The sequence below is a fragment of the Candidatus Tisiphia endosymbiont of Dascillus cervinus genome, from assembly GCF_964026405.1.
Lineage (GTDB): Bacteria > Pseudomonadota > Alphaproteobacteria > Rickettsiales > Rickettsiaceae > Tisiphia.
The window spans coordinates 526,845-540,339 of sequence record NZ_OZ032146.1; the positions used below are offsets into that span (position 1 = coordinate 526,845).

The following is a 13,495-nucleotide window of genomic DNA, read 5'->3' on the forward strand; positions in this document are numbered from 1 at the left end:
CCCAAATTGGAAAACCAATTCTTCAAGCTTTTATAGGAGTATACATGATTGTTTTTGGGAAATATAAATTAAATAGTCCTCAGTATCTTGAGTCTTATAGGAAGATGTTGTTGCTTAGAAGATTCGAAGAAAAATGTGGGCAGTTTTATGGTATGGGTCTAATAGGTGGGTTTTGTCACTTATATATTGGACAAGAAGCGATAATTACTGGTGTGGATTTAGTAAAACAGCTTGGTGATAGTACTATTACCAGTTACAGGGATCATGCTCATATTATTTCAGCAGGGACTGAAGCAAAATACGTATTAGCAGAACTGATGGGTAAAGAGACTGGTTGCTCGAAAGGCAAGGGTGGTTCAATGCATCTGTTTGACGTAGAAAACAAATTTTACGGTGGACATGGTATTGTAGGGGCTCAAGTACCTATAGGTACAGGTCTAGCTTTTGCTGAAAAATATCGAAATACTAATAATGTATGTTTTACTTTCTTGGGAGATGGGGCAGTTAATCAAGGTCAAGTATATGAAGCTTTTAATTTAGCGGCGTTATGGCACTTACCTGTAGTTTATATTATTGAAAATAATCAATATTCAATGGGTACTTCAGTAGCTCGTTCTACCTTTATGACTGACCTTTACAAGAAAGGGGAGTCATGTGGTATTACGGGATTTAGACTAAATGGTATGTCGTTAGAGTCAGTTTATGATTATGTTCGGCAGGCTGCGGAGTTTGTTAGAAATGATGGTGGACCAATAATATTAGAAATGGATGCTTATCGTTACAGAGGACATTCAATGTCTGATCCAGGTAAATACCGTAGTAAGGAAGAAGTGGAAAACTATAAAGAACAAGACCCATTATCACAAGTGAAAAATATAATTTTGGCTAATAAATATGCTAGCGAAGAGCAGTTAAAAGAAATTGAGAAAGAGGTTAAAGAGGTCATTGCAGAAGCAGTTGAGTTCTCAGAAAGATCGGCATTACCGGATGAAAAAGAGCTATATACGAATATTTACGTTGAATGAGTAGAAACATGTTACAAACGACAGTACGGGAAGCCTTACGCGCAGCAATGCAAGAAGAAATGTTAAGAGATGATAGTATCTTTATTATGGGAGAAGAAGTTGCTCAGTACCAAGGAGCGTATAAGATAACCCAAGGGTTATTAGAGCAGTTTGGTTCAAAAAGGGTAATTGATACGCCAATAACAGAACATGGTTTTACTGGTGTGGCTATTGGAGCGGCATTTGCTGGGCTTCGTCCCATTGTTGAATTCATGACATTTAATTTTGCCATGCAAGCAATGGATCAAATAGTTAACTCTGCAGCTAAAACTCATTATATGTCTGGTGGAACTATTAAATGTCCAATAGTATTTCGTGGACCAAATGGGGCAGCAAGTCGAGTTGCTGCCCAACATAGTCACAATTATACAGCTTGTTATAGTCATATTCCGGGGCTTAAGGTAGTAGCTCCCTATAGTGCAGAAGATCACAAAGGGCTTCTAATGACTGCTATTCGTGACGATAACCCGGTTGTTTTTCTAGAAAATGAAATTCTCTATGGTCATAGTTTTGAAGTCCCAGAAATAATAGAACCAATTCCATTTGGTCAGGCTAAGAAACTTATTGAAGGTGATGATGTCACAATAGTAACATTTTCTTTGCAAGTTAAGTTGGCTTTAGATGCAGCAAATAGCTTGTATGATAGTGGTATTAACTGTGAGGTAATCGACCTAAGAACTATCAAGCCCTTAGATATAGAAACTATATTAGAGTCGGTTAAAAAAACTAATCGGTTGGTTGTTATAGAGGAAGGCTGGTTTTTTGCAGGTGTTGGTGCAACTATAGCTAGTATGGTAATGAACCAAGCATTTGATTATCTAGATGCTCCTATAGAGATTATCTCGGGTAAGGATGTTCCTCTACCATATGCTATTAATCTAGAGAAATTAGCACTGCCAACTATAGAAGATGTTATTAGTGCTGTGAAGAAAGTGTGTTATACTAGCTAGACTTCAAGAATTAAGGTCGTCAGTTTAACCACTACCGATATCATTCCCGCGTGGATCACTAATATGTTATTCCCTCGTAGGCGGAAATCCATAATATCTAATAGCCTTTGCAGGCTATTTTTTGGATTCCCGCTTTTAGCTAGGAATGGCATCTTTCTGCCATTTAATAGTTTGGTGATGTATTTAGTAATATACTAATAATTTGGTCGATAAGATCAGAGTTAGCATTAATGTAACCCCAGTTGCCAATTAATTTTGTATATCAAAAAGTTCTATAGGAAGCAAAGTTTTGATAGAAGGTTTGTTTTCTAGCAACTGATAATTGATTAGGCAGGATAGCATATGACTAAATGCATTTGTAACTGATCTATGTCTAGAATGCTCTAACTTATCAAGAAATTTAAGTTTGCCTATTACGGTTTCTATCAGAGTTCTTTTGAGCAACATAACCTTATCTATAATAGGGATTAATATATTTTTCATATTCTTTTTAACCCGAGTAATAAGTTGGATGCCTTTGTCATACAAATCATCAAATAATTCTTTAGATATATAACCGCGATCGCCAAAAACTTTGCCATATATACCAAATATCATTCCTTTAAGTCCTTTCCTATCATCCTTATTACCACTGCTGAAAGATACCTTTATCAGATTACCTTCGGAATCTATGATTAAATGTAACTTTAGTCCATAAAACCACCCCTTAGTGGTTTTTCCTCTTGCCGCTATTCCTTTAAAAACCTTATGTGAACTTATACGATAATTCTTACATACGGCTATACCTGTAGCATCTACAAAAGACAGACCTGTGCATTCAGCAAGCAAATGATTCAGTAATATTGCTAAATAAGGCATACTTCTACCTATCAATTTAGTAAAATGTTCATAACTAACAAGTTTAAAATCTTCTGTATAATTATGTAAGATTACTTGTTTGTAATAATGCTTAAAACAATCACAATATGAATCATAGTAACCAATTAATATGGTTAATACTTCGCTTATTGATAAATAATTACTTACACCAGGTTTAAATTTACTACTATTAATTGTAGGCAAATTATTTTCCAAATTCTTTATAAAATCGTCGACAAAACAGTCAAAACTTACGCTATGTAAGGTTCTAAATAGCGTAAAGAGGGTGAACGTAACTGCTGTTGCATATAATGATCTAAAAGCCCTAACTTTATTTGATAAACCGTCTTACCTATTTTGTGTGCAGTTCTTTTTAGAAAAGCCCACACTAAAAATGCACAACTAATGTGATTACGCTGGATGCGTTGTTTTCTGCATTGGCATCTTCTATACCGGTAAGTTGCTTGATTTCTCTATGCATGCTCTCAATTACCCAACGAAAGCCACACTCATCTTGTACGGCTTTAGAAGATTTTTGAGTTTTGTTATTGGTAACAATATAATCAACTCTGTTGGTAGAAACAGTAAGTTTAAACAAATTAACATGCTTATCTTTTGCAAAGCCCTTTATATGAATCTCCACTCCGCTCTTAATTTCCTCATCTGAAAACGTTAACTTGCTAACAGCTTTATAAGGCTTAGAAGAGGAAGTTTTAGTAACGTTTCTATTTGCTTTAATAGGAGCATAATAATATTTACCCAAGGAATCAACATGTTGCATAATTTTATACGTAGCATACCATGTGTCAAAAAGCACAGTTTGAAAAGGAATCTTTTTGCTATACACAGCATTATTTAACATATTTAATAGGTGTTCTACTTTTGTCGCTCCATCATGTTCGGGCGAAAAAATTCGGTAATCTATTACCCAAAACTTATTAATATCCGGATTATAATATACCAAACTTACTACTCCTATACCAGTAGTAATACCACCTGTAGCCCCACTGTACTGTGATCTAGCAATTTCTATTTTCTTGGTATTTCTTTTATTTAACACCGTATCATCAAATATTGTATATCCGTTAGGCGATAAAATAACATCATCCTTAATATGTTCCCATAACAAAGAAGGTGTATATTTTTCATTTTTTAAAAATCTATTAATAACATCATGGCTACATTTTTTGGCATGTTCAGCATAGTAGGTCAAACTATAATTCTTTTGACTCACTATTAGAAATTGACAGTAATCTGTCCTATTAACTGGTATTGCTTGCAATTTTATCCTCTTGGCATTTGTAAATTATACTCAACATAATGTACCATTTTTTTTTCTCATAGCGTAAGTTTTGCAGTAAATTGCGGTAAAATCTTTTTTCATAGGTTATTTTGTTATTGGTTGAAAAAGATAAAATAACCTATGTCCCTTTTAAAATCTACCTTTCATCTCTCCTATTTAATTGGCAACTGGGGTTAATGTAGTCTTCAGTTAACTTTAATAATGCAAGCAGATTGGCTTTAGAAGCATTATCCATAGCACTTGTCTTTTTATCAAGCTCAAATTGTAGGCGGCAGGAATTACCATAAATTTCCCCTAATTCAGCATTATACAAACCTTGAGCTTGCATCATTCCGCTAATCAAATTAGCTTTTAGTATCCAACCAATAACCCCTGATTTACATAAATCTTTCGACTCTATGCCTAGTTTTGTCAATCCTGTACCAAGTGATATGAGTACGATATCTTTTTGAGTTAGTGTATCATCTAGTTCATAAGCTAAATTAGCAGCTGTCAACTCAGGATTACTGGCAAACATACCCCCATCTACTTGATAACTGCTGTTATTATACGCATTAGTTAGAAGCTTTGGTGCAAAGAATATAGGGGCAGCACTGCTAGCTGCTGCAATATTACTTATCAAAAAATTATTATTAGGGTCTTTAAGTGCCTGCTTTCTAGTCCACACCTGTGGTAAATTAGTATCCAAATTATAGGAAGTAACAGCCGTAGGGTTTATTAGTTGGCTCATCCTAGTATTACCAAAAAGCCCTATTAATATCTTGTCATATTGATTCCGATCGTATTTTGGTCCCCAAAGACCAAAACCAGTATATATTTTTCTAAACATGGAAGCGTAAAAAATATCTTTAGACTTTTGCATATATAGATCTAAAATGTCAGAAGCTTTATATTTTGGCTGTCCTGATTCATTAGGTGTAGCGAGAGCTAACACCACAAGTCCACCTGTAGAAGTCTACCATAAGGTCGAATAACTCACTGGCAGGTTTACCACTTCGATTTTCAAACTCTGCAACAATACGTGCTGGTATAATACCCTTAACCCCACCGCCATCTATTGATAGTATTCTAACAGCTTTCTTTTTCTTTTTAAGAATAGATATATTTTTTGTTACTAAAGGACATAAGTTGGCAGAAATTAAAGGAGAGTCTTTTTTGCTATATTGCATCTGTTTTCTAGGAGTACAAGCAGTAAATACTACTAATATAAGTAAAAATATCATGACATTTTTCATAATAACCTAAGAACATTTAATTTATAAAAAGTTAAGACTTAATTTTATAGACACTATAAAATACATATTTTGTCATCAAGATAATTCAGGTTACCCCAGCATTCAGGATAAGAATTAACTAATTCTTATCCCAAATTTGCGTTAAACTGTATATTTACAGGGAGACTTGCACAGCCAATAGTTAATGTGCATAGTAGGTATTAACTACGAACGATGCTATTAACGTTCAATATGTTGTGTTTTTCTCTTTTCATCTCCTATTCTTTGTACAAATTTGGCAGTTGTAGTAGGAGTTTTCTTTTGTGTTTTTTCCGTAACTTCTTTAGTATTAAGTGTAATAGGTTTGCTGTCTACGTGTTCTGAAAGACCATATTGTCCAACATTCTTGCCGGTTAATACATAAGTCACATAATCTATCATATGTTTTATAAAATTGCTAAGCCCTCCTATAGAATGAGCTTCTAGCTGAAACCATGTTTTCCCGTCTTTCGTTTTTCCAACTAAAAATTCCCTAAATATTTCTCCAGCTTGCACTGATGCATCTGGCTCAGCTTTATTACCTCTATGATGTGAAGAGATTCGTTCTTTAACTAATCCTAAATCTTTTAAGGTATCATACATATCTCCATTGTCCTCAACCATTACATGAGCTCCTTTTAGAAAATCACCCGCATGCTGCAATACAACTTTTTCCATTATATCTATTATTACACCAGCTTTTTCAAGGCTACCCTTTGGATCTATAGATTTTTCAGGTGTTTTGATTATATTATGTATAAGTTTTTCTTTACTGTCTGCTGGATTTATGTTAAGACCCTTAACACGATCATCAACTAAAAGATTTTTTAAATCTTCAACATTTAATTCCGAATATCTAGTAAAAAATTCTTTTATAGTCATAAATATTCCATGTAAAAATATTAAATTGTGCTATTTAATAATATTTGGTTTTGTAGCTTGAATAGATCAGAGGAAGCAAACCTCGCCAATTTTAGCATATCATAAAATTGCTCTTCGGAAAAGGGGGTTTTTTCTGCTGTGCTTTGAATTTCTATTATATTTCCATTGCCTGAGAAAACAAAATTGGCATCTACTTCCGCGTTGCTATCCTCTAAATAATCAAGATCAACTATGGGCTGTCCTTTATATATACCGCATGAAATAGCGGCTACTTGGCTAATTAAAGGATTAGTTTTAAGTATTTTTCTAGCAATTAATGATCTAATCGCTAAATGAAGTGCAATATAGCTACCAGTAATTGCCGCTGTTCTAGTTCCACCATCGGCATTAATTACATCACAATCAATGATAATTTGTTTTTCTCCTAATGCTTTTAGATCAATTGCAGCACGCATCGATCTACCAATTAGTCTTTGAATTTCTTGCGTCCTACCTGACTGCTTTCCTTGCGTCGATTCACGCTTTATACGCTGATGGGTTGAACTTGGTAACATACCATATTCGGCAGTTATCCAGCTCTGATTTTGCCCGCGTAAAAATGGCGGTAAACTTGCCTCATAGGTTGCACTACATATTACATGGGTATTGCCAAACTTAATAAGGCACGAACCACCAGCATTAAGTAGAACTGATGGTTCAATTGAAATATTGCGTAATTGATTATTCTTTCTATTAAAAGCTCTCATGGATTATTACTTAATTAAAATTGACTTGAAAATACAAAGATTTACACTATATGTTAAGAAAATAGATTTTTGCAAGAAAAAAGGCTGTAAATATGGAAAAACAACAGGAGAAGAATAATGACAACCAAGAAATTAAAGTTGATAATGATGCTCAGCTAGTAAATGAAATAGAGGAAGATACTACAGATACCCTGATTTTGCAAGATAGTTTGCAAGAGATTGCTAGCTTGAAAAGTCAAATTGAAATTTTACAGGATAAACTGTTAAGGACAATAGCTGAATCTGACAATACTAGGAAACGTTTAGAAAAATTAATTGAAGAAGCAAAAGACTATGCAATTTTCTCTTTTGCTAAAGATCTACTCAGTGTTAATGATAATCTCTCTAGAGCTTTGGAGCATAAGCCACAAAATACGGAAGGTGATCTAGCTAGTATTATTACCGGGGTAGAAATGACTAAAAGTGAGTTGACTAGCATACTAAAAAAGCACGGTTTAGAATCAATAGAACCATTATTAGGAGAAAAGTTTGATTACAATATACATCATGCGATTTCACAAGTAGTATCAGATGAATATGATCAAGATAGTATTATAGGTATTATGCAATCAGGCTACAAGATAAAAGATAGGTTAATTAGACCTGCTATAGTGCAAGTATCGAAAAAAACATGAATAAAGAAAAGGCATAATCTTGGATAAAGTTATTTTTTGGGTTATTGTTATTGGGACTGTTATAGTAACTTTGACTTTGATCTCTGATATATTGATGCCATTTCTTATAGCTGGGGTAATATCATATATATTACATCCTATAATTGATAATCTCTCATTACGATATAAACTATCTAGAACTATAATAGTTTCGGTAATTTCTTTGCTGTTTTTCAGTATTTTTACTATAGTGGTTGTGGTAGTGTTGCCTATCATATATCAACAAACAACTCTACTTATTAGTAAAATTCCTACCTATAAAGATTACTTACAAACTGAATTAGTACCGGTTATTACGGCAAAAATTTATTCAATAGATCCAAATATTGCCGATAAGATAAAAGATTCTATTAGTAATTTTGTTAATGGCATATTTTTGCTTATCACAGGTCTTGCTAATAATATTTGGCATGTGACGAAGGTAACAATCAATTTATTTGTGTTAATTTTATTAATACCGCTTATATTGTTTTATTTTTTACGGGATTGGCTAACAATGGCAAAGAATATAGACCTCTTGCTACCTTTAAAAGGTAAAAAGAGAATTCAAGAAATATTATCAGCAATTAATTATTCTTTATCTGCTTATATAAGAGGGCAACTAAATGTTTGTTTATTATTATCAGTTTATTATGGGGTCTCTTTATCGATTCTTGGCGTAGATCTAGGGGTATTATTAGGACTTGTATCTGGTTTTTCAATAATTATACCATTCGTTGGAGTTTTTATATCCTTTTCTCTTACCATGATTGTTAGTTATTTTTCTTTTGGTATGGTCAATAAATTATTTTATATAATAATTATCTATTTGATTGGTCTAATAGTTGAGGGGTATATTTTATCACCGAAAATCATAGGTGATAAAATAGGATTACATCCTCTTTGGATAATATTTGCGGTTCTAGCACTGGGTAACCTATTTGGCTTTATTGGTATATTTTTTGCTGTGCCAATTGCTAGTATAATAAAAGTTTTGTTTTTAGCCGCTATCGACTTTTATAAATCCAGTAAGTTTTATAAGACTTAAACATTAATTATGCCAAACTCCCAGCAATATGTATTACCATTATTTAGTAATAATCTATATGCTCTAGATAATTTTATTAATTCACTTTCTAATCAAGTTGCATACAATTCAATCAAAAACTGGTCTGTATCTTGGGGAAGTAAACCGTATGAGTTTACAGTTTTGATTTACGGACCACCATCCTCTGGTAAGACCTATCTTAGTAAAATATGGCAAAATTTGTCGAATGCATTTTTTATAAAAAAAGATTTAGATATACTTAGTGCAGAAGATATAATGCAGTATAATGCTTTTATTATGGAAGATATAGAATTTTGGGATGAAAGGAAAGTGCTCCATTGTTTTAATTTAATAAGTGAGTATCGTAAATATTTGTTGATGACTACAGGAAGTTTAGCTAGTAATTTTGCGTTACAGGATTTATCCTCAAGAATTAATGCTGTTGTAAGATTAGAAATAAACCAGCCTGATGATGAATTAATGACCAAGTTAATCTTTAAGTATTTTTCCGATCAATCGCTTAAAGTATCTGACTGTGTAATTGAATATTTATTAATTAATTTACCGAGACAATTTGAACAAATGATAAAATTATTAGGGGTAATAACGCATTTTGCATTAGTTCATAAACGAGCTATTACTGTTCCTCTTATAAAACAAGTTCTTAAATAGTATAGTCTTATCACGAATTCGCGTGCCTTGGTGTGGGCTTAATATGTATAATTTTGATTATGTGGTAAAAATGTTATAAAAATTAGTTGATTTCTTTTATGTAAGCTATTAACGTATAATTTCAATAATTAGTTTTAGGAAAAATCAATGTCTATAGATGTTCTTGTTGTTGATGATGAAGCAGATATTAGAGATTTAGTCTCAGATATTTTAAAAGAGGAAGGATTTACTACCAAGACCGCTGCTAATAGTATTCAAACTTTTAAAATACTCCAGGAAAGAACCCCCTCGGCAATTATTCTAGATATTTGGCTCCAGGGTAGTGAACTTGATGGACTTGGGATTTTGGAAATAGTAAAAAAACGCTATCCACTAATGCCTGTGATAGTTATTAGTGGACATGGTACTATTGAAACTGCAGTAAATGCTATCAAAATGGGTGCATATGACTATCTAGAAAAGCCATTTAGTCATGATAAGTTAGTGATTTTATTAAAAAGAGCCTGTGAAGCAGCTAAGTTAAAGCGTGAAAATCTTGATCTGAAATCAAAGGTTATTGATAAAACTGAGCTTATAGGTAACTCTCACATTACAGCTAAGCTTAAGTCTGATATTGAAAAAGCTGCTTTAGCTACTAGTAGAGTATTGATTCAAGGTAAAATTGGTAGTGGTAAAGAACTAGCTGCTCGGTTAATTCATAAAAAATCAAAAAGGGCTAATGCTCCTTTCGTAATCTTTAGTCCAGTATGCATGAATCCTGACCGAGTCCATCAAGAATTATTTGAAGGAATAGAGAACCAAGGCGTTATACGTCCTTCGATATTAGAAATAGTAAATAATGGTACTTTATACATAGATGAAATTAGTGGTTTGCCAGTTTCGGTACAAGTAAAATTGCTTAAATTTGTGCAAGATCAAATGTTTCATAAGGGGGGAAGCAAAGCAATAAAATTAGATATAAGGATTATTGCTGCAACTTCTAAGGTTATACAAGAAGAAATAAGTAAAGGTGAACTATTGGAAGATTTATATCATCGCCTAAATGTTATTTCCTTAAAAGTACCATCTTTATATGATAGAAAAGATGACATGTCTGTATTAGTCAAATATTTTGTTAAGCAACTTGCTAAGTTTTCTGGTTTAAAAGCACGTGAATTTTCTGATGAAACTATTGCAGCTCTGCAAGTTTATAATTGGCCAAGTAATATAAGGCAATTACGCAATGTGATAGAATGGACTTTAATTATGAATCCACTATCTTCAAATAATAATGAAGTAATAAAACCATCTATGATACCACCAGAAATTCTAGTTAATAGTGCTAGTTCTGCAAAGCAGGAAGATAATGTTGATATGATGACCATGCCACTTAGAGAGGCAAGAGAGATTTTTGAAAGACAATATTTAGCTGCTCAAATGTATAGGTTTAATAATAATATTTCTAAGACCTCATCCTTTGTAGGTATGGAACGTTCGGCTTTACATCGTAAATTGAAATTGCTCAATTTACATATTCCTAATAATAAATTTAACGAAGAGGAAATTTATGACAGTTACGAATAAGAAAACTCTAGCAAATTTTATAGCTAATAAGCATGCTGTAGTTGTTATTAAAGTGATGATGGGGGTAATAGCTCTCTTTGCTGGAGCTCAGATTATTATTCCTACCCAGCCAGTACCAGTATCTATGCAAACTGTGGTGGTTAGTATTATTGCTTTTACTTATAGCCCTCGACTTAGTTTTGCTACGATTTTAACTTATCTTACAGCCGGAATAGTAGGGCTGCCAATGTTTACAAAATTATCCAGTGGTTTATATTTTCTTCTTGGTACAACAGGTGGTTATCTTATAGGAATGTTATTGGCAGCTCCTGTTATGGGTATAATTAATAGTAGGTTGTCTGAAAAATTTACTAAGAGATTTTTAGCAGGGTTTTTTAGCTGTCTTATTGGTCACGTTATAATTTACTTTTTGGGAGTTAGCTGGTTGACAACAATTATAGGAATTAAACAAGCTATTTATAGTGGGTTTATAGTATTTATACCAACTGGTTTAGTGAAGATATTAATATTTTCTTCTTTATATCATTATATAACAGGGGTAAACAGAAAGAATGCTCTGTAATATCTTTAAGCAGCCTCGGTGTCATTCGAGCTACGGCGGAAATGACGTTAAAGGAAGCAAGAGTAACATCTCTTTTGTTGGCGAGTATTTTAAACTAAAATTCTTTATTCTAGCTTTACTTTTATTCCTTACCGGATGTTCGGATTCTCCGAGAGATGCAGATGGTTTATTATCTAATAGTCAAAGTCTTGTTATTAGGAATTATATAATAGAGCAGAATAAAAATAAGGTACGAGTAAATATTAAAAGTAAATTTGGTTCAAATTTAAGGGGATTAAAATTATTAGGTGTTAAACTGACAGATGAAGACCTTTCTAGTGTTGATTTAAGTTTCTGTGAAATATCACGTGTGGATTTCTCGGGAGCAAATTTTGAGAATGCAGTTCTAACAAAATCTGTAATTCAAGAAAGTGATCTCTCTAATACTAGATTAAAAAATATATCAGCTTATGGCTCAGATTTTCAAGCATCTATATTTGAAAATGCCAATTTGGAAAATAGTAATTTTATTCAATCAAATTTTGAGGACACTGATTTTATCAAAGCTAATTTAGAAAATGTTAATTTTGAAAATGCCAATCTTATTAAAGTTGTATTTGATGATAGTATTATAAGTAAATCTAATTTTCAGAAAAGCAATTTAGGAAAAAGTAGTTTCAAAAATGCAGTTATATCAAACTCTATTTTTTATGGTACAGATTTGCGGCAAATATTAGCTAATTACGCTAGTATCACTAATTGTTATTGTGAATCTGTAGATCTAACAGGGGTGGATTTTACTGGAGCGATTATTAATAATTCAGATTTTACTCATGGTATTATTAATCAGGCTCAATTAAAAAATATAAAGCTTACTAACTCGTTATTCTCTTTTTCTTCTTTTCAGTCTGTGAATTTTACCAATGCAATTATTGAAAGTTGTAATTTTGAAAATACCAATTTTAATAATGCACAATTGCAGCAAGTGCAAATTCAAAAGAGTATTATGGATAATACTCACTTTAATAACACTAGCATAAAGGATCTATCAATAAAGAATTGCAGTAGCATTTTGCTTAAGTTAAATAAAATTAACATTGTTAATAGCGATATTGAGAATAGTAATCTTACTGGTATATTACTGAATAATAGCTATGTCAAACAAGCAACTATTATTAATTCTGATTTGACTAATAGTGAGTTAATAAACTCTAATTTCTCTAGTACTCAATTTAATAAGGTGAATTTCACTAAAGTGCTTATGCAGAATACTGTTTTAAATAGTACCAAATTTGTTGATAGTAATTTTTATCAAATGGCTATCATAAATTCAGAGTTGTCAGAAGTAACCTTTGATAATTCATCAATTATAAATTCTCAACTAAATAATGTGAGATATAAAGATAGTAATTTTGTTAATTCAGATTTTAATAGAAATATTGTATTAAATAGTCAAGACTTTGATAAGCTTAAGTCAACAAATATTATATATTCTGTAAAAGATTTAGAGCAGGTAAAAGACTTATCAAATATGAATTTACAAGATTTAAATTTACTAGATCTTGTATTTAATCAAACTATTTTTTCAGGTTCTGTTCTTAAAAGGGTAGATTTATCTAATTCTAAGCTTCAGAGTTGTATATTACAAAATACTGACTTAACTATGGCAAATCTGAATAACACAGATTTTAGTAAATCATCGCTTATCGGTAGCAAATTAGAATCTGCCAAACTTTATAATACAAATTTTAATGATACTGATTTAACAAATGTTAATTTCATTAAAGCCTTTGTTAGTAAAATATCTTTAGTTAATGCAAAGCTGGATGGAACTAAAGGCCTTGATGGTCAGGGCAATAAAAATATAGAATAATATAACCTACGCGAATTTGGGATAAGAATTAGTTAATTCTTATCCTGAAT

15 protein-coding genes are annotated in these 13,495 nt (G+C 32.1%); 8 read left to right on the forward strand and 7 right to left on the reverse strand.

Annotated features, from left to right (window positions below; translation table 11 throughout):
* Positions 1-44 precede the first annotated feature (44 nt).
* Together pdhA and AAGD19_RS02605 are read left to right on the forward strand one after the other, a co-directional pair.
* On the forward strand, positions 45-1,025 hold the full coding sequence (gene pdhA, locus AAGD19_RS02600) for a pyruvate dehydrogenase (acetyl-transferring) E1 component subunit alpha (protein WP_341748216.1): 981 nt from the start codon (positions 45-47) through the stop codon (positions 1,023-1,025).
* Between the two features lie 8 nt (positions 1,026-1,033).
* Positions 1,034-2,014: a pyruvate dehydrogenase complex E1 component subunit beta gene (locus AAGD19_RS02605; RefSeq protein WP_341748217.1), complete on the forward strand. Its 981-nt coding sequence runs from the start codon at positions 1,034-1,036 to the stop codon at positions 2,012-2,014.
* A gap of 249 nt (positions 2,015-2,263) precedes the next feature.
* Here AAGD19_RS02605 and AAGD19_RS02610 read toward each other — a convergent pair whose 3' ends face one another.
* From AAGD19_RS02610 to rph, 7 genes are all read right to left on the reverse strand, one after another.
* Positions 2,264-3,076: an IS982 family transposase gene (locus AAGD19_RS02610; RefSeq protein ID WP_341748218.1), complete on the reverse strand. Its 813-nt coding sequence runs from the start codon at positions 3,074-3,076 to the stop codon at positions 2,264-2,266.
* Positions 3,077-3,123: 47 nt separating this feature from the next.
* Positions 3,124-3,261, reverse strand: a complete 138-nt coding sequence (locus AAGD19_RS02615) for a hypothetical protein (protein ID WP_341748219.1) — start codon at positions 3,259-3,261, stop codon at positions 3,124-3,126.
* Positions 3,261-4,106: a transposase gene (locus AAGD19_RS02620; RefSeq protein WP_341748220.1), complete on the reverse strand. Its 846-nt coding sequence runs from the start codon at positions 4,104-4,106 to the stop codon at positions 3,261-3,263. Before AAGD19_RS02620 ends, AAGD19_RS02615 begins: the two co-directional genes overlap by 1 nt.
* Before the next feature lie 205 nt (positions 4,107-4,311).
* Positions 4,312-5,109, reverse strand: a complete 798-nt coding sequence (locus AAGD19_RS02625; protein WP_341748221.1) for a patatin-like phospholipase family protein — start codon at positions 5,107-5,109, stop codon at positions 4,312-4,314.
* Positions 5,087-5,410 carry a hypothetical protein gene (locus AAGD19_RS02630; RefSeq protein WP_341748222.1) on the reverse strand — a complete coding sequence of 108 codons (324 nt, stop codon included), beginning with the start codon at positions 5,408-5,410 and terminating at the stop codon, positions 5,087-5,089. Before AAGD19_RS02630 ends, AAGD19_RS02625 begins: the two co-directional genes overlap by 23 nt.
* Positions 5,411-5,629: 219 nt before the next feature.
* The gene (locus AAGD19_RS02635; RefSeq protein ID WP_341748223.1) at positions 5,630-6,310 is read right to left on the reverse strand and encodes a hypothetical protein; all 681 of its coding nucleotides are present in this window, start codon (positions 6,308-6,310) and stop codon (positions 5,630-5,632) included.
* A 20-nt stretch (positions 6,311-6,330) separates the two neighbouring features.
* Positions 6,331-7,056 (reverse strand): ribonuclease PH, encoded by a 726-nt coding sequence (gene rph / locus AAGD19_RS02640; RefSeq protein ID WP_341748224.1) that lies wholly within the window; start codon positions 7,054-7,056, stop codon positions 6,331-6,333.
* 92 nt (positions 7,057-7,148) lie between these two features.
* Here rph and grpE point away from each other — a divergent pair, with 92 nt between their 5' ends.
* From grpE to AAGD19_RS02670, 6 genes are all read left to right on the forward strand, one after another.
* Positions 7,149-7,730, forward strand: a complete 582-nt coding sequence (grpE, locus tag AAGD19_RS02645; RefSeq protein ID WP_341748225.1) for a nucleotide exchange factor GrpE — start codon at positions 7,149-7,151, stop codon at positions 7,728-7,730.
* 19 nt (positions 7,731-7,749) lie between these two features.
* Positions 7,750-8,796 (forward strand): AI-2E family transporter, encoded by a 1,047-nt coding sequence (locus AAGD19_RS02650; protein ID WP_410520823.1) that lies wholly within the window; start codon positions 7,750-7,752, stop codon positions 8,794-8,796.
* A 9-nt stretch (positions 8,797-8,805) separates the two neighbouring features.
* Positions 8,806-9,468 carry an HdaA/DnaA family protein gene (locus AAGD19_RS02655; protein ID WP_341748226.1) on the forward strand — a complete coding sequence of 221 codons (663 nt, stop codon included), beginning with the start codon at positions 8,806-8,808 and terminating at the stop codon, positions 9,466-9,468.
* 147 nt (positions 9,469-9,615) lie between these two features.
* Entirely contained in the window at positions 9,616-11,031 is a 1,416-nt protein-coding gene (locus tag AAGD19_RS02660; RefSeq protein WP_341748227.1) for a sigma-54-dependent transcriptional regulator, read from the forward strand.
* Positions 11,015-11,593 carry a biotin transporter BioY gene (locus AAGD19_RS02665; protein WP_341748228.1) on the forward strand — a complete coding sequence of 193 codons (579 nt, stop codon included), beginning with the start codon at positions 11,015-11,017 and terminating at the stop codon, positions 11,591-11,593. The genes AAGD19_RS02660 and AAGD19_RS02665 overlap by 17 nt, the downstream gene beginning before the upstream one ends.
* The gene (locus tag AAGD19_RS02670; protein WP_341748229.1) at positions 11,583-13,445 is read left to right on the forward strand and encodes a pentapeptide repeat-containing protein; all 1,863 of its coding nucleotides are present in this window, start codon (positions 11,583-11,585) and stop codon (positions 13,443-13,445) included. The genes AAGD19_RS02665 and AAGD19_RS02670 overlap by 11 nt, the downstream gene beginning before the upstream one ends.
* Positions 13,446-13,495 lie beyond the last annotated feature (50 nt).